We start from the raw sequence: 19,965 nt of genomic DNA on the forward strand, positions 1-19,965 counted from the left end.
ACCGCTGGGGACGTGGCCACTAACGACACAGTGACTCACACAGGCGGCGGAACTCCGCGGCCAGGTCTGGCAGTTGGTAGTGCGCGTTCAAGCCGCTGGGGTTGGGGAGCACCCATAACTTCGCTGTGCCAAGCGTTTCCGGTTGTGGGCCCACTGTCGCTTTTGGACGGGCGAAGCCGGTGCGGTAGGCGGTGACACCCAGGATGGCAACCGTTTGCGGGGTGTACTTGTCCACCAGGGTGGTCAGGATTTCGGCCCCCTGGACGAATTCCTGGCGGGTCAGTTCGTCGGCGCGGGCGGAGGGGCGGGCCACCATGTTGGTGATCCCCAGTCCGTAGTCCACCAGGGAGAGTTGTTCGGCCGGTCGCATCAGCCTCGGGGTGAAGCCGGAGAGGTGCAGGGTCGGCCAGAACCGGTTGCCGGGGCGGGCGAAGTGTTGGCCGAGGCGGGCGGACATCAGCCCCGGGTTGATTCCGCAGAACAGCACGGACAGGCCCGGGGCCACGATGTCGGGAACGGTCAAACCGTGAAGCCCAGCGCGCGCAACTGCTCGCGGCCGTCCTCGGTGATCTTCTCCGGCCCCCAGGGCGGCATCCAGACCCAGTTGATCCGGAAGTCGGTCACCAGGCCGCCGCCCGGTCCACCGGTCAGCGCGGCCCGGGTCTGGTCCTCGATCACGTCCGTCAGGGGGCACGCCGCCGACGTCAACGTCATGTCGATGGTGGCGGTGTTGTCGGTCTCGACCTTGATGTCGTACACCAGGCCGAGGTCGACCACGTTGATGCCCAGTTCGGGGTCGACCACGTCCCGCATGGCCTCCTCGACGTCGTCGATCGCGGCGACGTCGGCGGAAACAGGAACCTCTGGCATCCCGGCAGCACCTCGCACGACTTCGGTCTCGTTGGTATCGGTCACTGGTCCACCCTCCTCTTCCGGGGGCTCATCAGCTCGGTCAGGTCAAGGCTCAGCGGGAAGGGGTCCGGGACAGCGAAGACGCCGGTCGCGGGCGGATCCTTCTCGTACTGCCCATTGTCACCCAACCGGTAGGCGGTCACCGACATCGGCTCCGCAAGATGGACAGTCCAGTAGTACGGAACCCCCGCCTCGGCATACTCGACCGGCTTCACCACCGTGTCCGTCGTCCGCGAGCCGGCCGACACGATCTCGACGACCATCAGCACCTGCGTGGCGCTGAACCTGGCCAGACGCTCATCGAAAACATGATCGGGGACGACAACGACATCCGGCACTCGAACGCACGCCGGAAAGTCCGGCCGCGTGACGGTCTCGACGCCGTGAACGACCCGCCACACCGATGGGAGCTGCGAGGACAGCGCGTTGGTGACGCGGAATCGCGCCTTCTGGTGCAAAGGTCCCGGGAGTGGGCTGGTGACCAGAACGCCATCCTGGAGTTCGTACTGCCGGGTGGTGTCCTCCGGCAGTTCCTCGAACTCGGCCAACGTCATCAGGTCGTACGGCCAACCCATTCGGGTCACGCCGCCTCCGCCCGCGATACCGCGTCCTTGAACGCCATCCAGCCCAGGAGAGCACACTTCACGCGCGCCGGATACTTGGCGACCCCGGCGAAAGCCACCGCGTCCTCCAGCACGTCCTCGTTCGGCTCCACCTGGCCGCGGCCCTGCATCAGCTCGGTGAACGCGGCCAGGGTCTTGAACGCCTCGCCGACGCTGTGGCCGACCACCAGGTCGGTCAGCACGGAGGTGGAAGCCTGGCTGATCGAGCAGCCCTGGCCTTCGTAGGAGACGTCGACGACCTGCTCGCCGTCCAGCTTGACCCGGAGGGTCACCTCGTCGCCGCAGGTGGGGTTGACCTGGAACGACTCGGCGTCGTACGGGTCGCGCAGGCCGCGGCCGTGCGGGTTCTTGTAGTGGTCCAGGATGATCTCCTGGTACAGCTGGTCCATTTGCACAGTCAGCTCACACTCCGAAGAACCGTTTGGTCTCCCGCACGCCGTCCAGCAGTGCTTCGACGTCGTCCAGGTCGTTGTACACGTAGAACGACGCGCGGACGGTCCCGGGAATTCCCAGCCGCCGGTGCAGCGGCCACGCGCAGTGGTGGCCAACGCGGACCTCGACGCCTTGGCTGTCCAGGACCTGGCCGGCATCGTGGGGATGCACGCCGTCGATCACGAACGCCACGATCCCGCCGCGGTCCGTCATGTCCGTGGGGCCGATGATCCGGACCCCGTCGATCTCCTGAAGGCCGCGCAGTGCGACTTCGGTCAACGCGTGTTCGTGCGCGACGATCCGGTCCATGCCGACCGCGGACAGGTAGTCGACGGCCGCGCCCAGGCCCACCGCCTGGGAGGTCATCGGCACCCCGGCCTCGAACCGGGCCGGCGGCGGCGCGAACGTGGACCTGGCCATGTGGACCATCTCGATCATGGAGCCGCCGGTCAGGAACGGCGGCATCGCCTCAAGCAGCGACCGCCGCCCGTACAGCACGCCGATCCCCGACGGGCCCAGCATCTTGTGGCCGCTGAACGCCGCGAAGTCCACACCGAGGCGGTGGAAGTCGACGTCGAAGTGCGGCACGGACTGGCACGCGTCCAGCACGGTCAACGCGCCGACCTGCTGTGCCCGAGCGACGAGCGGGGCGACCGGGTTGATCGTGCCGGTCACGTTCGACTGGTGGGTGAACGCCACGATCTTGGTGCGCTCGGTCACCACAGTGTCCACATCGGACAGGTCGAGGCGGCCGTCGTCGGTGATGCCGAACCACTTCAGCGTCGCGCCGGTGCGCAGCGCGAGCTGCTGCCACGGCACGAGGTTGGCGTGGTGCTCCATCTCGGTGATGACGATCTCGTCACCCGGGCCGAGCAGGAACCGCTGCGCCTCCGGGCCGGAGACCGACGCGTTGCTCATCGCGTACGCCACCAGGTTGATGCCCTCTGTGGCGTTCTTGGTGAACACGAGCTCGCCGGCGTCCGCGCCCACGAACCGGGCGATCTTCTCGCGGGCGCCCTCGTAGGCGTCCGTGGCCTCCTCGGCCAGCTGGTGGGCGCCACGGTGCACAGCGGCGTTGGACGTCTCGATGAACTCGCGCTCGGCGTCCAACACCTGACGCGGCCGCTGCGATGTCGCGCCCGAGTCGATGTAGTGCAGCGTCTTCCCGTCGCGCACGGTCCGCTCCAGGATCGGGAAATCCTTGCGGATCGCGGAGACGTCCAGGGTATCGGTCGCGCTGTTGGATGTCACTTCGCGGCAGCTTCCTCGCGGTTGCCGGTGTAGCGCACGTAACCGTCGGCTTCGAGGACGTCGGCCAGCTCCGGGCCACCCGACTCGACGATCCGGCCGCCGGCGAACACGTGCACGTAGTCCGGCTTGATGTGCTTGAGGATCCGGGTGTAGTGGGTGATCAGCATGACGCCGACCTCGCCGGAGGCGCGGAAGCGGTTCACCCCTTCGGACACCACCCGCAGCGCGTCCACGTCGAGCCCCGAGTCGGTCTCGTCCAGGATCGCGATCTTCGGGTTGAGCAGCGCCAGCTGCAGGATCTCGTGCCGTTTCTTCTCGCCGCCGGAGAAGCCCTCGTTCACGCTGCGCTCGGCGAAGGCCGGGTCGATGTCCAGGTCGGACATGGCCCCCTTGACCTCCTTGACCCACGTGCGCAGCTTCGGGGCCTCACCGCGCACGGCGGTGGCCGCGGTGCGCAGGAAGTTCGACATGGACACGCCCGGCACCTCCACCGGGTACTGCATCGCCAGGAAAAGGCCCGCTCGGGCGCGTTCATCGACGGTCATGTCCAGCACGTTCTCGCCGTCCAGCAGGACCTCGCCGGAGGTGACGGTGTACTTGGGGTGCCCGGCGACGGCGTACGACAGGGTCGACTTGCCGGATCCGTTGGGGCCCATGATCGCGTGCGTCTCGCCGGCCTTGATGGTCAGGTTGACGCCGGACAGGATCTCCTTCTCGACCTCGTCGGCGACGACCGAGACGTGCAGGTCCTTGATCTCCAGGGTGGCCATGCTTCGTGCTTTCCTTTAGTTCAGGGTGGTGGTGGGGTCGACGAACACTTCGTCGCCGTCGACGCGGACCGGGTAGACGTCCACGGGTTCGGTGGCGGGCGGGGAGGACGGCTGCCCGGTGCGCAGGTCGAAGCACGACCCGTGCAGCCAGCACTCGATGCCCTTGCGGGTCACCTCGCCCTCGGACAACGACAGCGAAGCGTGCGAGCACTCGTCACGCAGGGCGTGCACCTCGTCGCCATCGCGCACCAGCACGATGGCGACGTCGCCGACCTCGACGGCAAGAGGCTTCTTGTCGTCCAGTTCGGACAGTGCACAAGCTCTGATCACTGTCCCTCCGCGGGGAAGAGCACGTCGGGACGGATCACGTGCCGACCGCTTCCAACTCGGCCTCGATCGCCGCTTCGAGCCGCTCGCGCAGCTCGGGGACGCCGATCTTGAGCAGGATCTCGTGGAAGAAGCCACGGACCACCAGCCGGCGGGCCTGCTCCTCGGGGATGCCCCTGGCCTGCAGGTAGAACAGCTGCTCGTCGTCGAACCGGCCGGTGGCGCTGGCGTGGCCGGCGCCGGCGATCTCGCCGGTCTCGATCTCCAGGTTCGGCACCGAGTCGGCGCGGGCGCCGTCGGTCAGCACCAGGTTGCGGTTCAGCTCGAAGGTCTGCGTGCCCTCGGCGGCGGCGCGGATGAGCACGTCACCGATCCACACCGTGTGCGCGCCCTCGCCCTGCAGCGCGCCCTTGTAGACCACATTGGACTTGCAGTGGGGCACCGCGTGGTCCACGAACGTCCGGTTCTCGAAGTGCTGGCCGGCGTCCGCGAAGTACAGGCCGAGCAGCTCGGCGTCGCCGCCGCGCTCGGTGTACGTCACGGTCGGCGACAGGCGCACGACGTCGCCGCCGAGCGTGATCGTGGTGTGCCGCAGGGTCGCGTCCCGGCCGAGCTTGTTGTGGTGCGACGACACGTGCACCGCGTCGTCCGCCCAGTCCTGAACGGACACGACGTTGAGCCGGGCGCCGTCGCCGACGATGAACTCCACGTTGTCCGCGTACGTGCCCGAACCGCGGTGGTCGACGACCACGACAGCCTCGGCGAACTGCTCGACCCGCACCTGCAGGTGCCCGTACGCGGTCTTGCCCTCGCCCGGACCGGTGACCGTGATGAAGATGGTCTCCGGACGGGCTTCCATTGGGATCGTCACCACTGTGGCGTCCACAAAGGACGACCAGGCCTGGGCGGCGATCCGGTCGTCCGGTGTGCCGGCGGTGCCGAGCCGTGAGTCACCACGGGCCACGGTCTCCACGACGACCTCATCGGCGGCGGCGACCGACACCGAGGCGACGCCGTCGGCGACCGCTCCGCTGTGCAGGTTGCGCAGCCGCTTCAGCGGGGTGAAGCGCCAGATCTCCTCGCGGCCGCCGGGCACCTCGAAGGCGTCCACATCGAACGATGCGAACTGGGCGGCCCTGGAGGCAGCCGGGACCACGGCACTCCGCGTTTTTTCGGCTCCGCCGAAGCTACCGTGTGAGTGCTCCTTGACTAGCTCCGCCATGTCAGCCGACGGCCCCTTCCATCTGCAACTCGATCAGGCGGTTCAGTTCGAGCGCGTACTCCATGGGCAGCTCACGCGCGATCGGCTCGACGAAGCCACGGACCACCATGGCCATCGCCTCGTCCTCGGTGAGACCGCGGGACATCAGGTAGAACAGCTGGTCCTCGCTGACCTTCGAGACCGTGGCCTCGTGTCCCATTTGGACGTCGTCCTCGCGGATGTCCACGTACGGGTACGTGTCCGACCGGGAGATCTGGTCGACCAGCAGCGCGTCGCACTTCACCGTGGACTTCGAGTGGTGCGCGCGCTTGTTGACCTGGACCAGGCCGCGGTACGACGTCCGGCCGCCGCCGCGGGCGACCGACTTGGACACGATGGTCGACGACGTGTGCGGCGCCATGTGCACCATCTTCGCGCCGGCGTCCTGGTGCTGGCCCTCGCCCGCGAACGCGATCGACAGGACCTCGCCCTTGGCGTGCTCGCCCATCAGGAACACCGACGGGTACTTCATGGTGACCTTGGAGCCGATGTTGCCGTCGATCCACTCCATGGTCGCGCCCGCTTCCGCCTTGGCGCGCTTGGTGACCAGGTTGTAGACGTTGTTCGACCAGTTCTGGATGGTCGTGTAGCGGCAGCGGCCGCCCTTCTTCACGATGATCTCGACCACCGCGGAGTGCAGCGAGTCGGACGAGTAGATCGGCGCCGTGCAGCCTTCGACGTAGTGCACGTACGCGTCCTCGTCGACGATGATCAGCGTCCGCTCGAACTGGCCCATGTTCTCGGTGTTGATCCGGAAGTAGGCCTGCAGCGGGATGTCGACGCGGACACCCTTCGGCACGTAGATGAACGAGCCGCCGGACCAGACAGCGCCGTTCAGCGCCGAGAACTTGTTGTCACCGTGCGGGATGACCGAGCCGTAGTACTCCTTGAACAGCTCCGGGTGCTCCTTGAGCGCCGTGTCGGTGTCCTGGAAGATGACGCCCTTCTCCTCCAGGTCCTCGCGGATCTGGTGGTAGACGACCTCGGACTCGTACTGCGCGGCGACCCCGGCGACGAGGCGCTGCTTCTCCGCCTCGGGGATGCCGAGCTTGTCGTACGTGTTCTTGATGTCCTCGGGCAGGTCCTCCCAGCTCTGGGCCTGCTTCTCGGTCGAGCGCACGAAGTACTTGATCGTGTCGAAGTTGATGCCGGACAGGTCCGCGCCCCAGTTGGGCATGGGCTTGCGCTGGAACAGCGACAGGCCCTTCAGACGGCTCTCGAGCATCCACTCGGGCTCGCCCTTCTTGGCGGAGATGTCCCGAACGACGTCCTCGTTCAGGCCACGGCGAGCGCTTGACCCGGCCACATCGCTGTCCGCCCAGCCGTACTCGTAACGGCCTAGGGTCGCCAGGGTCTCTTCCTGGGTCAGCGGTTCCTGCACTGTGGTGGGTGTGCGCTGCTCGGCAGCGGCAGTCATGCGGGATTCCCTCCATCCGGGTTCGGTGGGCCTGAGGAGGTGGAATAAGGCTCCACCGGTATGTGCGTCGTGCACGCGGCGTCACCGCGTGCGATGGTCGCCAACCGCTGTACGTGGGTGCCGAGGACTTCGGCGAACGCCGCCGTCTCGACCTCGCACAGCTGGGGGAACTCGGCCGCGACATGCGCCACTGGACAGTGGTGCTGGCAGAGCTGCTCCCCCGCGCCGACCTTTCGGGTCGACGCAGCGTAACCCTCACGGGTCAGCGCGGCGGCAAGGGCCTCGGCCCGCTCCTGCGGGGTCTTCGCCGAGGTCAGCGCGCTGCGGTGCGGGTCGACCATGGTGGCCACCCGGCGTCGCGCGAAGGCCTGGACGGCCTCCTCCCCGCCGCTCTCGGCGAGGAACCGGATCGCGGCCACCGCGAGGTCGTCGTACGCGTGCCCGAACCGAGCCCGGCCCGCCTCGGTGAGCAGGAAGAGCTTGGCCGGCCGGCCGCGTCCCCGCGCCTTGCGGTGCGGGGCGTCCCGGGTGCATGCCTGGTTGTCGGCGACCAGCGCGTCCAGGTGCCTACGGACCGCGGGCACACTCAGTTCGAGCTGTTCGGCGACCGACACCGCGCTCACCGGCCCCTGCTCGAGCAGCAACCGGGCCACGGCGAGCCTGGTGGGCCCGTCGGCCGGCTGCTGAGCAGGTCCGGTGTTTTTCACAACATTGATGTTACCTAATTACCCGGGCCCCGCGTCAACGAGCCCCCACAGTGACCCAGGCCACCCCCGAACGGGGGTACCTCACGGTCCGGCAACGGGCGACACGATGTCCCGGAACAGGCGACACGCCACCCGATAGTCTTCCGGCGTGGTGGTGAGCGAACCCGTGTCGGGAGGGGTGGCCGTGGACGTCACCACGGTGCCGCCCGCCGTGACGCCGCTGGACGCCAAGGAGTGCCGGCAGCTCGGGCTGATCCGCCGGTTCGGCATCATGGGGTCGCTGCTCGTCGGGTTCGGGTCGTTGGGGGCCGGCGCGGCGCCGGTCTACAACCCGTTGCCGAGCGTGCCGGTGATCGGGCTGTTCGCCCGGATCCCCGGGGTGGCGCTGGCGATCGCGCTGCTCGGCATGGGCATGCTCATCGCCGGCTGGCTGCTGCTCGGGCGGTTCGCCCGACCGGGGCGGCCACGGCTGATCAGCCGGGCGCAGCTCAACCGGACGCTGCTGATGTGGGCGGTGCCGTTGATGTTCGTGCCGCCCCTGTTCAGCAAGGACGTGTACAGCTACCTGGCGCAGAGTTCGATCGTCTCGCACGGGCTGGACCCGTACCAGCTCGGCCCAGGGCAGGCGCTGGGGCAGGACGACCCGCTCACCCGGGGCGTGTCCAACATGTGGCGGGACACGCCGGCGCCGTACGGACCGCTGTTCCTGTACCTCGGGCACCTGCTGAACTCGTTGACCGGCAACCACGTGGTCACCGGCGTGCTCACGCAACGGCTGCTGGCGGTGGCCGGGATCATGCTGTTCGTGTGGGCGCTCCCCCGGCTCGCCCGGCGGTTCGGCGTCCAGCCGGTGACCGCGCTGTGGTTCGGGGCGGCCAACCCGCTCGTGCTGTTCCACCTGGTCGCCGGGGTGCACAACGAGAGCCTGGCGATCGGGCTGATGCTGGCCGGGTTCGAGATCTCCCTGCGCTACCTGCCCAAACCCGGGGCGCCCCCGCTGGCGTCGCTGCGCAAGGAATGGACGTTCGTCCTGCTCGGCGTCGCGATCATCACCCTCGGCGCCGCGGTCAAACTGCCGGCCCTGGTCGCCGCCGCGTTCGTCGGGGTCCAGGTGGCCAGACGCTGGGGCGGCGGCATCCGGCGCCTGCTGGGCGTCGGCGCAATCTTCCTGGCGACGGCCGGGGTGACAATGGCCGCCGCCTGCTTCGGCACCGGACTCGGCTTCGGCTGGATCCCGGCGTTGAGCACACCCGGCCTGGTCCGCAGCTGGATGTCGCCGATATCCGAGGCGGGCCAGCTCGCCGGGTCGCTCGGCGTCCTGCTGGGGCTCGGCAACCACACGACCGCCGCGTACGACGTCGTGGTCATGATGGGGTACGCCGCCGCGGCCGTGATCACGGTGTGGCTGGTGTGGGACTGCCTGCGAGGCCGGCGCAGCGTGATGACCGGGCTGGGCGCGTCGCTGGCGGCGTGGCTGATCCTGCATCCCGCGATGCAGCCGTGGTACCTCCTCTTTCCGACCATCCCGCTGGCCGCGTCACTGGCCGGCACGAAACGGTTCCGGGTGCTGGCCACGTTCGGCTGCACCTTCGCGGCGGTCCTGCTGCCGCCCACCGGCGGCACGTTCGGCGGTCGGATCTACATCGCCGTGCTGGCGTACGTCGCGGCGATCGTCGTTCTGCTGGCCATGTTGGCGTGGATGAACCGGAAGATCCCGTTCCTGACCCGCGAGGCCCGCGCCGAGGTGTGACGGTTACGGGCCGGTCCGGGTCAACAGCCAGTGCTGCGCCGGTTTTCCCTTGACGCTGACGACCACCTCCGAGCCGGTGATCGTGTACTTGTACTGCTTGTTCGTGGCGACGAACCCGGTGGAGGTGGCCTCGGCGGGGATCGAGATGTGCGTGTCCGCGGTGGCCGGGGAGCCCTTCTGCTGGCCGTCGTAGTAAAGCCGGCCAGAGCCGTCCTGGCACACGGTGATCACGTGCTTGTCCGTGACGTAGCCGGCCACCAGGGTGCCGGTCCCGCCGGGCAGCCATCGGGCCGCGGCCGTCGGGCACGCGGGCGCGGACGGTCCCGGGTCGGTCGTGCCCATCTGCCGCAGGGCATGGCCGACCAGCAGGACGACCGCGAGCGCGCCGAGCCCGAAACCGCCTGCTTTGACCAGCGGGACGACGTTGAGCCTGGGCCGCCGCGAACGAGCCGGCGGTGGGGTGGCCGGGCGTCGAACCGGCGGCGGGGTAGCCGGCGGCGGGGTAGCCGGCGGCGGGGTCGGCCGGCGGACCGGGACCGTGGGAGTGAGGGTGATCTGGGCGGGCGCGACGAGTTGCAGTGCCGTCCCTGGGGCGGCGGTGTCGCAGGACTGACATCGCGTCGTGTCCGCGGGATTGTCGGTGCGACAGGAACCGCACCACCACACGGCGGTCATCGCACCTCCCGCGACACCGTCACAGGCTGGCGGCGATGGTCGCGACGATGTCGAGCCCTTCGCCGGCGTTGGAGGGGAAGAACGCGGTGTGGTTCCACTGGGCTATCTCGGTCCACGGATACGTCTCCGGTGCGAAGATCAACAGTCGGTCCGCCGACCGCCGGCACCACCGGACGCGCAGGGCGTCCAGCGATGTCGGGATTTCCGGCGGGTAGGTGTGCGCGCTGCGCTGCCGCAGGTCGCCGAGCGGGTGCGCGGGCGCGTCGGTGAACAGGACGATCACCTGCCGGCGGCGGTCCCGGCCGGCCGGCCGGTCGGCAAGCATGGCCACGGCCAGCGCCTCCAGGCCGGACTCGGCCTCGTCGCCGCCGCCGGCCGCCTCCAGTTCCGCCACCGTCTTCTCGAAACAGTCCAGTTCGGCCGGGACGTCGAAGAACGGGCTCACCACGATGGCGTCGTCGGCCTCGTCGCCGAAGTCGCGGAAGCCGATGACCTTCAGCCGCGGGCTGTCGATCTCCTCGGTGAGCCGGAGGGGGACGGACAACGCGCTGTGCTTCACGGTCGTCAGCAACGGGCCCATGCTCAGCGTGACGTCGACGCACAGCACGACGTCCACCGCGGGCGGCATCCCGTCAGTCCTCAGTGGACTTCGGCGGATCGTTGTCCCCGTTCGGCTTCTGCTCGGCCGAGTCGCCCGCCACCACCGCGCGTGACTTGCGTTCGATCCGGTCCCGGATACCGCCGCGTTTGCCGGACGTCAGCGATCCCGGGAAGAACGTGTTCATCGCCTCTTCCTTGATCCGGGACGCCACGTAGTCCCGCTTCGGTCCGGTCGACCCGTTGACCTGGCCGACCATGTCCAGGATCGCCTGGGTGTGCCGCTCCTTCGCCTCCTGCTCCCGGTCGAGCAACGGGGTCGGGTCGCCGTCCATCAACGCCATGATCTGGGCGAGGATCTCGGTGCGGTCGCCGCCTGCGACCGGGCGCATCGCGTCCCGTTTCATCTCCTGGACCCGCAGCTCCCGCCGGGCGCTGATGATCTCCGCGGAGTCGATCGGGGCGACTCGGACCGTGAAGTTGTTGAGCCGCAACGACGGCACGGAATCCGCGGTGACCAACCGGTGGGTGATCGCGGCCTCGGCGCTGGCCGGGTCCAGCACGTCGAAGCCGACCGCCACCTGGCGGACGATGCTCGCCATCGACGGGCTCAGGCAGGCCGTCATGTCGGTCACCCCGTCCCGCACGATCGCCACCGGATCGGTCACCTGGCAGGCGAAGCCGACCTTGACGGCGAACGGGAACGCCGGGTCCGCGCTCGGCGCGTTCTCGGTGAACGACAGCCCGCGCGGGGCCATGTCCACGACGTACAGCCGGCGGTAGTTGCCCAGCCTGGCGTCCGGCACGCGTTGGCCCTGGCGGACCACCACCGGCTCGCCGCGCGGGCGTTCGAGCACGAGCGCGGTGCCCAGGTCAGGGGGCCGTACGGGTGATCCGACCCGCGTCCGGGACAGCTCGGTAGTCGCCAAGATCGGGTTGTACGTCTGGCTCATCCAGTAGTTCTCCTGCCTCACTCAGTTCGCGGCGGAAGTCGTCGGCCGCGGCGGACGGGTCGTCGGGGTCGGTGGCCCAGTCCCGCAGCGCGTGCAGCAACTGGTCGTAGTCACGGTGGTCGCGGTCGGCGACGCCGGCGAGCATGAGCAGGACGTCGTCCCGCACGGTCGGATCCCGGTCGGCCACCCGGACCCACGTGCGCAACCCCTCCAGCGCCTGCTCGTGCACGTCCATGTGGTTCAGCGCCCGGCCCCACAGTTCGGCCAGCTCGTCGCGGAACCGGGCGGCGGACAGCAGCAGCACCGGTCGGTCCGCGCCCTGCGCCGCGGCGGCGTACGTGAACATGGTCAGTGCCTTGGCCAGCGGCTCCTCGGCGGCCGTCGGGTCGGTCCAGTCCGTGAGCGCGTCGAGCACTTCGGACACCCGCCCCTCTTCGAGGAGCATGTGCGCGGTGGACGCGGCCGCGGCCAGGAACCCCCAGTCGCCGTCGCAGACCAGGACGCGCAGCACCCGCAGCGCTCTGGCCGGGTTCGCCGCGCCCAACGGGCCGCCCAACGCGAGTGCGGCGGTCGCGGGCAGATCGCGCGCGTTGGCGTCGTACCGGACCAGGTCGGCCCACTGCTCCAGATACGCCCACACGGTGTCGGCGTGGTCGCTGACCTGACCTGCCACGTTCAGGCCCCACGCGGCGCTCAGCCGCAGGGTGGCCGACGGGCTCGCCGCCCAGGTCTTCAGGTAGCTGTGCATGCCGTGGCCGAAGTCGTTGGTGGACAACATCCCCGCCGCGACCGCCGCCCGGGTGCGGACCTCCACGTCGTCGTGCTGCGCCTGCGCGGTGAGCCAGGCGAGGATGGCCTCCCGGGCGCCGTCGAACTCGAACCAGGTGAGCGCCAGCACCACCGGCCGGAGGTTGGCGTGCCGGAACCGCACCAGCGGTGGGCCGTCGACGTGCTCGACGTACTCGATCCAGCTCCGCTGCCTGGTCAGTGCCCGCAGGTATCTCGGGGTGGTGGTGGCCTTGCTGGTGCCGATCCGCCGGTACAGCGCGACGGCGGCGTCGGCGACGTGGAGGTAGCTCGCGCCTTCCAGGACGGCGGTGGCGAAGACGAAGGCGATGTCGGCCACGTCCGGTTCGCTGTCCAGCCATTCCTGGACTTGGTCTCTCGGATCACGAAGTCGCGCGACCGCCTCGGCCAGGTCACTGTCCTTGCGCAGCGCGCCGATCACGGCGTTGGCGGCACGGGTGGCGAACTCCGGGCCTTCGCGTTCGTCCAGCAGCTCGGCCAGTTCGGTCCCGGCGAGCCGGTCGTCCAGGTCCGCTGGGGACAGCCACGGCTGTTCGCCGAGGACGCGCCTGCGGACGATCTCCATTGGGTCGGGCAGGTCCACTGTGACCACGTAGTCCGCGCGTTTCGGCGCCGTGGCGAGGGTGCCGCGGACCGGGCCGGTCGCCACGACCAGGAAGCTGCCTTGGTCGCGCAGTCGTTCCGCGACAAGGGTGAGCCAGGTGTCGTCCACCGACTCGGCCCGACCCTGCCGGTCCTCCACAAGCAGGCCGCAGCGGGCGTGCGGGACCCGCCACGTGGGGTCGCCCAGCACCTCGTCGCCCAGTTCGTGGACGACCAGGTCGAGCTTGGCGCATTCCAGCACCCGGCGCACCGTCGCCAGTGCCTGACTGCGCCGGCCGGACCGAAGCTTTCCGGTGAAGATCACCAGGTTCTGGGTGTCCAGTGTGTCCACTCCGGACTCGAAGCCGGCCGGCTCCACGTAGTACTCGACGTCGGCCAGGCGCACCGGGGTCGGCCGGCGGCCGGGGCGACGGCCGGCGGTCCGCCCACCGCCCGCCGTGAAACCGCCGTACACGGCGAAGTCGCCCTGGAAGACGTTGATGGTGGCGCCACCGGCCCGGCTGATGCCCTCGGCGACGATCCGTCCGGACCGGACGGACGAGAAGTCGGCGGCGGTGCCACGCAGGCCCTTCAACGCCTCCGCACGGGACGGCGCGGCGCCCGCCGCCGGGTCGGCCGGTGCCCGCGGCTCGGCCGCGGGTCCCTCCTCAGGCATGGAAGTCGCCGAACGTCATGTGCTCGGCCTGCCAGAGCTTGTCGACGTGGTCGGCCTGCACCACCCTGTCGATGTGCTCGGCCTGCACCACCTTGCCGACACTCGTGGCGTTCACGCTGAACGTGCTCGTCGGCTGCTGTTTCGCCGGACGCAGGCCGGGCACCTGTTCGCGGAGCTTGTCGGCCAGCCGGTTCACGTCGAGCTCGCGGTTGCGGAACCGCACCTCGATGTCCTGCAACGTGGTGAGGGCCTTCAGGTCGTCCGGCAGGTGCTCGGCCCGCACCCTGGGCACGTCCAGGCGCACCGGGATGACCTGTTTGCCGTGCTCGAGCGCGAGCTGGATCTCCCGGCGCACGAAGTCGGCCGGGTCGTCGAGCCGGCGCTCGCCATGCTCGTTCGTCGCGGTCAGCCAGTTGCGCCCGATGATGGCCAGCAGCACGTCCGACCCGGTGACCGCGTCGAACATGGCCTGCTCCCACGGCACGCCGAGGTCGATGGACTTGGCCGCCAGGAACACCGCGGCGGTGCCGAACCGCTGCGACAGCATCTCGTCGAGCAGCGCGACGCCGAACTTCTCGTCCTCGGTCCGGTAGTTCAGGAAGATCTGGGTCAACGTATGCCACTCCTCAAACTGGGATTTCTCACCGCTGGAACGCGCCCGCCGATGCCCGGCATTTTTCCCACCCGACCGGCGGTTGACAAGTGTTTCTCGTTTCCTTTTCAGTCAGACCCGTGTCCATTCCCGCTCGGGATGGACGAAAAGAGGACACCGCACGCTGTGTGCACAACGCCACAGACACACCGGTGGTCGCGTCGTACCCTGGAGGTCCCGGCTGTTTACCGTTTCCTTCCCACCCACTCGACGCACAACACGTATCCATCCTGCCGACCAGTCGCAACAATTGCTTATCGAAAGGAAGAAAATGTGTCCAGCGTGGAGTTCGGGCCCCGGCTGCGGGCCATCCGAACCGCCCGTGGCCTGAGTCTGAGTGAATTCGCCAGGCGGATCTACTACAGCAAGGGCCACGTCAGCCGGGTGGAGACCGGCGCACAGGCGGCCTCGGTCGAATTCGCCCGCCGATGTGACTCCGCGCTTGACGCGCGCGGCGACCTCGTCACGCTCGTGCGGCCGGCCACGCCGGACCCATCACCGGAGCCGGCGGACGGCCACGACGACGGGATGTGGATCATGACGATGGCAGCGGACGGCAACAGCTCTTTCGTGCCGATCGGACGACGCCAGGTGCTCACCGGCGGCGCGGTGCTGCTGGCCCAGTTGAGCGGCGGCGCGGCGTGGGCCACTCCGGCCGACCCTGGCCTCCCGCACCACCGCCAACTGCTCGACGCGGCCCGCGGGCTTGGCCAGGTCGCCCCGCCCGGCGTGGTGTTGCCGATGCTGGTGGGGCAGGCGCACGCCTTGCGCGCCATGGCCGCCGACCGCCATCTCGACGCCGCCAACCTGTTCGCCCGCACCAGCGAGTTCGCCGGTTGGATGGCGCAGGAGGCCGGCGACGACAAGAACGCGGTGTGGTGGACCGACCAGGCCGTCCAGGTCGCCACCGCGGCCGGGGACGGTCACACCGCGGCCTACGCCCTGGTGCGCCGGGCGTTGCTGGCCATGTACGACGGGGACGCCGCCACGACGATCGGCTACGCGCAACAGGCCCAGTCGTCCACCAAGACCCCGCCGCGGATCCTCGGCCTGGCCGCGCAACGGGAAGCTCAGGGCCACGCCATCGCCGGCGACTACGACTCGTGCATGCGCGCGCTGGACCGAGCCCGCACGGACATGGCTCGCGGAAACGCCGAGACCGGTCCCGTGGTCGGGACCTCGCACGTGCCCGACCCGGTGTCGGCGGTGACCGGGTGGTGCCTGTACGACCTGGGGCGGCCGAAGGACGCGGCGGCGGTTCTGGACCAGGTGGTCGCGCGAATTCCGATCACGGCGGTCCGCGCCCGGCTGCGGTTCGGTGTCCGCCAGGCGTTGGCGCACGCGGCGTCGGGGGATGTGGACCACGCGTGTTCACTGGCCCGGCCGATGATCGACCAGACCATGACGGTGGGCTCGGCGACGATCCTGGCCGACCTGCGCCGGCTCGCGACCAGCTTGCGCCGGTGGAACACCCACGAATCCGTGCGCGCCCTCGGTCCGGCGTTCGGCCTGGCACTGCACAAGGGCGCCTGAACTCAGTACTCCGCTTGCGCGGTAAGGGCTTCGCCCAGGGATGTGCGGCGGTAGAGGACGGATCGGCCGGACCGGGCCCGGTCGACCAGGCCGGCGCGGCGCAGCACGGTGAGATGGTCGCCGACCGCGCCGACCGCGAGGCCCAGGCTGGCCGCCAGTTGGGTGGTGCTGGCCGGTTCGGCGACGGCGACCAGCAGCCGCGCGCGGGATCTGCCGAGCAGGGCGGCCAGCGCGCCGGATTCCCGTGGTGCCTGGGTTTCCCACAGCGCGGCGACCCCGCGGGCCGGGTAGATCAGGGTTTTCGGCCAGGGATCGTCCATGTGCACCGACACCCCCGGCCAGCCGAGGGCGGACGGCACGAGCAGGAGGCCCGCACCGCGCAGGTCGACAGTGCGGGCTCCGGTCGTGCGCAGTACCTCGATGGCGTCGTTCCGCCAGCGCACGGTCGGGTGCAGGCCGTCCAGGGCGGCACGCCAGCCGTCCCGGCCCAGTTGTCCGGCGCGGTACACCACGTCGCGTTCGCAGATCGCCCGCAGTTGGGGCCAGTCCGGGGCGAGGAGGTCGCGCCAGGCCCGTTCGACGGCCTCCGCGACCCGTTCGACCACGTTCGCGTCCGCCAGCACGGCCAGAACTTCTTTGTCGTGCACCGGGCCCATGTACTCGGCGATCTCGGCGCGGGCCTGGTCGAGCGGGGTCGAGCGGATCACGGCGAGATCGTCCGCCAGGGTCTGGGTGAGTCCCCGCGGTGGCGGACTGATGAAGTCGGCGCCGCCGTGGGCCGAATGCAGGGCGAGCAACGCGCGGAACGAGCTGTCCCGCCGCAGCCGCTGGTAGGTGGGCACCAGCCGGTCCAGCCACGACGTGGGCGGCCGCCCGCCGGCCAGGCCGGACAGCTTGCGCAGCAGGTTCGTCAGCTCGAACACCGGGGACAGCGCGAACCTGCTGTGCAACAGGTCGTCGCTGCCGACCTGGAACCGGATCATCCACCGACCTTACGTCCACTGGCGTAACTTTGGCGCGCGCGCCACCTGTTCGCCGAGCCTGTGGCGCATGAACCGAGTGGGCGACCGGGCCACCTACCTCGGTGTGCTCGCCAATCCGACCTTCCGGGTGCTGTTCATGACCCGATCGCTCGCGATCACCGCGGACGCCCTGCGGATAGTCGCGTTGTCGGTGCTCGTCCTCACGTTGACCGGGTCGACGCTGCTGGGCGCGATGACCTACGGGATCTCGTTCATCCCGCAACTCCTCGGCGCCGGCCTGTTCGGCGCCATCGCCGACCGGTTGCCGGCGCGGCGGCTGATCGCTCTCGGGTACGCCGCCGAGTTCGGCACCGGGCTGCTGCTGGCCCTGGTGGACCTGCCGGTGTGGCTGAGCCTGACCGTGGTGGCGGCGGTCTCGGCGGTGACCCCGGTGTTCAACGGAGCCGCCAGCCGGGTCGTCGCCGACGTGCTCACCGGCGACGGCTACGTGCTCAGCCGTTCCCTGATGAACCTGGCCAGCTCGGCGGCCCAACTGCTGGGGCTGGCCGGCGGTGGCGTCGCGATCGCCGCCTTGGGCGGGCGGCACGCCATGCTCGTCAGCGCGTTCGTGCACCTGGCGGTCGCGATCTGGGTCCGGCTCGGCCTGCCGCCGTTGCCCGCCGCACGGTCGCCCGAGCCTGAGTCGACGGGCACGTTCCGGCAGAGCTGGACCGGCAACCGGCGGCTGATGGCGGACCGCACCACGCGGAACCTGATCCTGGCGCAGTGGCTGCCGTCCGCGTTCGTCACCGGCGCGGAAAGCCTGCTCGTGCCGTACGCCGCCGTCCGGGGCCAGCCGGTGGAAACCGGTGGGCTGCTGTTGGCGTGCCTGCCGGTCGGCATGATGATCGGCAGCCTGGCGGTGGGGCGGTTCGTCCGGCCGGTCGCCCGGGAACGGCTGCTGGTGCCGCTGCTGGTGGTGCTCGGCCTGCCGTTGCTGGGTTTCGTGATCGACCTGCCGGTCGTGCTGTGCGGGACGCTGTTGGTGGTGACCGGGTCGGGGTTCGCCTACGGACTGGCACTGCAGCGGCGCTTCCTCGCCGCCGTGCCGGAGGACAGCCGTGGCCTCGCCTTCAGCCTGCTGACGACCGGGATGATGACGGCGCAGGGAATCAGCCCGGCGTTGGCGGGCGCGTTGGCCGGGGTGGTGCCGATCGGCGGCGTGATCGCCCTGGCCGGGGTGGCGACCCTGGCGGCGGCGGTGGCGTTCCGGCGGATCACCGCGTGACGTGGGTCGCTTCGGCCCAGGGCCGGACGTGACGGTTTTACCGGGGCGCATAGGCTTCGGCCGTGAGCGAGTCCGAAAACCGTCCGGCCGTCGAGGTGTCCGGGCTGGTGAAGCGGTACGGCTCGACCACCGCTGTGGACGGTCTCGAGCTGCGGTTGGCGCGCGGCCAGGTGCTCGCGTTGCTGGGGCCGAACGGGGCCGGCAAGACCACCACGGTCGAGATCTGCGAGGGATTCGTCAAGCCGGACGCGGGTTCCGTCACCGTCCTGGGGCTGCCGCCCGGTGATGCCGCGCTCCGGCCACGGGTCGGGGTCATGCCGCAGGGCGGTGGCGCCTATCCCGGTGTACGCGCCGGTGAGATGCTGCGCCTGGTGGCGTCTTGCGCGGCCCGCCCGCTGGCCACCGGGTGGCTGATCGACGTGCTGGGCCTGGGAAGTGTACAGCGTATACCGTACAAGCGGCTGTCCGGCGGGCAGCAGCAACGGCTCTCCCTGGCCTGCGCCCTGGTCGGCCGCCCCGAGCTGGTGTTCCTGGACGAGCCGACGGCCGGGATGGACCCGCAGGCCCGGCGGCTGGTGTGGGACCTGGTGGCCGCGCTGCGCGCGGACGGGGTGAGCGTGCTGATCACCACGCACCTGATGGAGGAGGCCGAGACACTGGCCGACCAGGTGGTCATCATGGACCACGGCCAGGTGGTCGCCGAGGGCACGCCCGCGCAGCTCACCACCGAGGACCCGGACTGCCAGCAGCTGCGGTTCAAGGCCCGCGGCGGACTCGACACCACCCTGCTCACCGCGGCGCTGCCGGAGGGATGCCATGTCACCGAGGCCGCGCTCGGCATGTACGTCGTCACCGGACGCGTCGACCCGCAGGTCGTTTCCACGGTGACCGCGTGGTGCGCCCAGCAGGGAGTGCTGGCCGAGGAGCTCAACGTCGGCCGGCGCAGCCTCGAAGACGTCTTCCTCGAACTCACCGGACGGGAACTGCGGTGACGACCAACCAAACGACCTTCCCCGCCGGCACGTTCACCCCCGCTCCCGGCGCCGGGAGCCGGGCACGGATGCTCGCCGCGCATGCCCGCACCGAGGTGACGCTCACCCTCCGCAACGGCGAGCAGATCCTGCTGACCCTGCTCATCCCGGTGGCGCTGCTGGTCGGCCTGACCCTGGTCAAGATCATCGCCATGCCCGAGCCGCGTGTGGACTCCGTGGTGCCCCGGGTGTTCGCGCTGGCCGTCATGTCGTCGGCGTTCACCGGGCAGGCCATCGCACTCGGCTTCGACCGGCGGTACGGCGTGCTGAAACGCCTTGCCGCCACCGCACTCCCCCGCTGGCTGCTGGCCGCCGGCCGGGTCGCCGCAGGGCTCACCGTCGTCGTCATCCAGCTCGTGGTGCTCGGGATCGTCGCGCTGGCCCTGGGGTGGTCGCCGACCGCCGCGGGTCTGGTGTGGACAGTCCTGCTCGCGGTACTGGGGGCGTTGGCCTTCGGGGCGTTGGGCGTGCTGCTCGGCGGGACGCTGAAGGCCGAGGTGGTGCTGGCGCTGGCCAACATCATCTGGTTCGTGCTGTTGCTGGCCGGCGGCATCATCGTGCCCGCCAGCTCGATGCCGGCCGGGATCGCCTCGGTGGTGGAACTCCTGCCGTCCGGTGCGTTGACCGAGGGCATGAACCAGGCACTGACCGGCTCAGGCCCGGGCGTGCAGCCGTTCGTGGTGCTGGCGGTGTGGGGTGTCGTGGCGGGAGTTGTGGCCGGGCGCACAACCCGCCTGACCTGACCGAGGTCTCTCAGGA

At 70.0% G+C, this 19,965-nt stretch carries 21 protein-coding genes; 5 read left to right on the forward strand and 16 right to left on the reverse strand.

The genetic code is table 11. The features are described from left to right. Positions 1-19: 19 nt before the first annotated feature. From mug to EV192_RS46945, 10 genes are read right to left on the reverse strand one after another with little or no spacing between them, the layout of a single operon-like run. A complete protein-coding gene (gene mug, locus EV192_RS46900) occupies positions 20-523 on the reverse strand; it encodes a G/U mismatch-specific DNA glycosylase (RefSeq protein WP_243727520.1) in 504 nt (167 codons plus the stop codon). Continuing rightward, positions 520-870, reverse strand: coding sequence for a metal-sulfur cluster assembly factor (locus EV192_RS46905; protein ID WP_132125361.1), 351 nt, complete (start codon positions 868-870; stop codon positions 520-522). The genes mug and EV192_RS46905 overlap by 4 nt, the downstream gene beginning before the upstream one ends. 41 nt (positions 871-911) lie before the next feature. Further along, the gene (locus EV192_RS46910; RefSeq protein WP_243727534.1) at positions 912-1,487 is read right to left on the reverse strand and encodes a Uma2 family endonuclease; all 576 of its coding nucleotides are present in this window, start codon (positions 1,485-1,487) and stop codon (positions 912-914) included. A gap of 5 nt (positions 1,488-1,492) precedes the next feature. After that, positions 1,493-1,930 (reverse strand): Fe-S cluster assembly sulfur transfer protein SufU, encoded by a 438-nt coding sequence (sufU, locus tag EV192_RS46915; protein WP_132125257.1) that lies wholly within the window; start codon positions 1,928-1,930, stop codon positions 1,493-1,495. Positions 1,931-1,937: 7 nt separating this feature from the next. Continuing rightward, a complete protein-coding gene (locus tag EV192_RS46920; RefSeq protein WP_132125258.1) occupies positions 1,938-3,218 on the reverse strand; it encodes a cysteine desulfurase in 1,281 nt (426 codons plus the stop codon). After that, entirely contained in the window at positions 3,215-3,988 is a 774-nt protein-coding gene (gene sufC / locus EV192_RS46925) for a Fe-S cluster assembly ATPase SufC (RefSeq protein ID WP_132125259.1), read from the reverse strand. The genes EV192_RS46920 and sufC overlap by 4 nt, the downstream gene beginning before the upstream one ends. A 15-nt stretch (positions 3,989-4,003) precedes the next feature. After that, complete coding sequence (locus EV192_RS46930; RefSeq protein WP_132125260.1) at positions 4,004-4,318, reverse strand: non-heme iron oxygenase ferredoxin subunit; 315 nt, start codon at positions 4,316-4,318, stop codon at positions 4,004-4,006. Positions 4,319-4,352: 34 nt separating this feature from the next. Continuing rightward, entirely contained in the window at positions 4,353-5,537 is a 1,185-nt protein-coding gene (gene sufD, locus EV192_RS46935; protein ID WP_132125261.1) for a Fe-S cluster assembly protein SufD, read from the reverse strand. 1 nt (position 5,538) lies between these two features. Further along, on the reverse strand, positions 5,539-6,993 hold the full coding sequence (gene sufB / locus EV192_RS46940; protein WP_132125262.1) for a Fe-S cluster assembly protein SufB: 1,455 nt from the start codon (positions 6,991-6,993) through the stop codon (positions 5,539-5,541). Continuing rightward, positions 6,990-7,700, reverse strand: coding sequence for a helix-turn-helix transcriptional regulator (locus EV192_RS46945; protein ID WP_243727521.1), 711 nt, complete (start codon positions 7,698-7,700; stop codon positions 6,990-6,992). The genes sufB and EV192_RS46945 overlap by 4 nt, the downstream gene beginning before the upstream one ends. A gap of 154 nt (positions 7,701-7,854) precedes the next feature. On the opposite strand from EV192_RS46945, the gene mptB reads away from it, so the two are divergent. Next, positions 7,855-9,450 carry a polyprenol phosphomannose-dependent alpha 1,6 mannosyltransferase MptB gene (mptB, locus tag EV192_RS46950; RefSeq protein WP_424923443.1) on the forward strand — a complete coding sequence of 532 codons (1,596 nt, stop codon included), beginning with the start codon at positions 7,855-7,857 and terminating at the stop codon, positions 9,448-9,450. Positions 9,451-9,453: 3 nt separating this feature from the next. Here mptB and EV192_RS46955 read toward each other — a convergent pair whose 3' ends face one another. Genes EV192_RS46955 through EV192_RS46975 form a run of 5 tightly spaced genes read right to left on the reverse strand, consistent with a single transcriptional unit; the run spans position 9,454 to position 14,353 of the window. Next, a complete protein-coding gene (locus EV192_RS46955; protein ID WP_132125264.1) occupies positions 9,454-10,125 on the reverse strand; it encodes a hypothetical protein in 672 nt (223 codons plus the stop codon). Positions 10,126-10,144: 19 nt separating this feature from the next. Continuing rightward, positions 10,145-10,753: a vWA domain-containing protein gene (locus EV192_RS46960; RefSeq protein ID WP_132125265.1), complete on the reverse strand. Its 609-nt coding sequence runs from the start codon at positions 10,751-10,753 to the stop codon at positions 10,145-10,147. Between the two features lie 4 nt (positions 10,754-10,757). After that, on the reverse strand, positions 10,758-11,675 hold the full coding sequence (locus EV192_RS46965) for a hypothetical protein (RefSeq protein WP_132125266.1): 918 nt from the start codon (positions 11,673-11,675) through the stop codon (positions 10,758-10,760). Next, positions 11,596-13,740 (reverse strand): hypothetical protein, encoded by a 2,145-nt coding sequence (locus EV192_RS46970; RefSeq protein WP_132125267.1) that lies wholly within the window; start codon positions 13,738-13,740, stop codon positions 11,596-11,598. Before EV192_RS46970 ends, EV192_RS46965 begins: the two co-directional genes overlap by 80 nt. Then, positions 13,733-14,353 (reverse strand): toll/interleukin-1 receptor domain-containing protein, encoded by a 621-nt coding sequence (locus tag EV192_RS46975; RefSeq protein ID WP_165960963.1) that lies wholly within the window; start codon positions 14,351-14,353, stop codon positions 13,733-13,735. Before EV192_RS46975 ends, EV192_RS46970 begins: the two co-directional genes overlap by 8 nt. Positions 14,354-14,491: 138 nt before the next feature. Between EV192_RS46975 and EV192_RS46980 the strand changes: the two genes are divergently transcribed. After that, positions 14,492-15,925: a helix-turn-helix domain-containing protein gene (locus tag EV192_RS46980; RefSeq protein ID WP_132125269.1), complete on the forward strand. Its 1,434-nt coding sequence runs from the start codon at positions 14,492-14,494 to the stop codon at positions 15,923-15,925. Between the two features lie 2 nt (positions 15,926-15,927). Here EV192_RS46980 and EV192_RS46985 read toward each other — a convergent pair whose 3' ends face one another. After that, on the reverse strand, positions 15,928-16,908 hold the full coding sequence (locus tag EV192_RS46985; RefSeq protein ID WP_132125270.1) for an ArsR/SmtB family transcription factor: 981 nt from the start codon (positions 16,906-16,908) through the stop codon (positions 15,928-15,930). Positions 16,909-16,975: 67 nt separating this feature from the next. Here EV192_RS46985 and EV192_RS46990 point away from each other — a divergent pair, with 67 nt between their 5' ends. The 3 genes from EV192_RS46990 to EV192_RS47000 all read left to right on the forward strand — a co-directional run bounded on the left by EV192_RS46990 (position 16,976) and on the right by EV192_RS47000 (position 19,949). Continuing rightward, the gene (locus EV192_RS46990) at positions 16,976-18,175 is read left to right on the forward strand and encodes an MFS transporter (protein ID WP_132125271.1); all 1,200 of its coding nucleotides are present in this window, start codon (positions 16,976-16,978) and stop codon (positions 18,173-18,175) included. Positions 18,176-18,237: 62 nt separating this feature from the next. Then, complete coding sequence (locus tag EV192_RS46995; RefSeq protein ID WP_132125272.1) at positions 18,238-19,167, forward strand: ABC transporter ATP-binding protein; 930 nt, start codon at positions 18,238-18,240, stop codon at positions 19,165-19,167. Positions 19,168-19,235: 68 nt separating this feature from the next. After that, positions 19,236-19,949 carry an ABC transporter permease gene (locus EV192_RS47000; protein ID WP_132125363.1) on the forward strand — a complete coding sequence of 238 codons (714 nt, stop codon included), beginning with the start codon at positions 19,236-19,238 and terminating at the stop codon, positions 19,947-19,949. Positions 19,950-19,965 lie beyond the last annotated feature (16 nt).

Source organism: Actinocrispum wychmicini, from assembly GCF_004345645.1.
In the GTDB taxonomy this organism is placed as follows: Bacteria; Actinomycetota; Actinomycetes; order Mycobacteriales; family Pseudonocardiaceae; genus Kibdelosporangium; species Kibdelosporangium wychmicini.

Bases quoted from the DNA above. Each gene is read 5' to 3' on its own strand.
- EV192_RS46905 (WP_132125361.1), bottom strand. From the start codon at position 870: ATGCCAGAGGTTCCTGTTTCCGCCGACGTCGCCGCGATCGACGACGTC.
- EV192_RS46910 (WP_243727534.1), bottom strand. From the start codon at position 1,487: ATGGGTTGGCCGTACGACCTGATGACGTTGGCCGAGTTCGAGGAACTG.
- sufC (WP_132125259.1), bottom strand. From the start codon at position 3,988: ATGGCCACCCTGGAGATCAAGGACCTGCACGTCTCGGTCGTCGCCGAC.
- sufD (WP_132125261.1), bottom strand. From the start codon at position 5,537: ATGGCGGAGCTAGTCAAGGAGCACTCACACGGTAGCTTCGGCGGAGCC.
- sufB (WP_132125262.1), bottom strand. From the start codon at position 6,993: ATGACTGCCGCTGCCGAGCAGCGCACACCCACCACAGTGCAGGAACCG.
- EV192_RS46955 (WP_132125264.1), bottom strand. From the start codon at position 10,125: ATGACCGCCGTGTGGTGGTGCGGTTCCTGTCGCACCGACAATCCCGCG.
- EV192_RS46960 (WP_132125265.1), bottom strand. From the start codon at position 10,753: ATGCCGCCCGCGGTGGACGTCGTGCTGTGCGTCGACGTCACGCTGAGC.
- EV192_RS46965 (WP_132125266.1), bottom strand. From the start codon at position 11,675: ATGAGCCAGACGTACAACCCGATCTTGGCGACTACCGAGCTGTCCCGG.
- EV192_RS46970 (WP_132125267.1), bottom strand. From the start codon at position 13,740: ATGCCTGAGGAGGGACCCGCGGCCGAGCCGCGGGCACCGGCCGACCCG.
- EV192_RS46980 (WP_132125269.1), top strand. From the start codon at position 14,492: ATGGACGAAAAGAGGACACCGCACGCTGTGTGCACAACGCCACAGACA.
- EV192_RS46985 (WP_132125270.1), bottom strand. From the start codon at position 16,908: ATGATCCGGTTCCAGGTCGGCAGCGACGACCTGTTGCACAGCAGGTTC.
- EV192_RS46990 (WP_132125271.1), top strand. From the start codon at position 16,976: ATGAACCGAGTGGGCGACCGGGCCACCTACCTCGGTGTGCTCGCCAAT.
- EV192_RS47000 (WP_132125363.1), top strand. From the start codon at position 19,236: ATGCTCGCCGCGCATGCCCGCACCGAGGTGACGCTCACCCTCCGCAAC.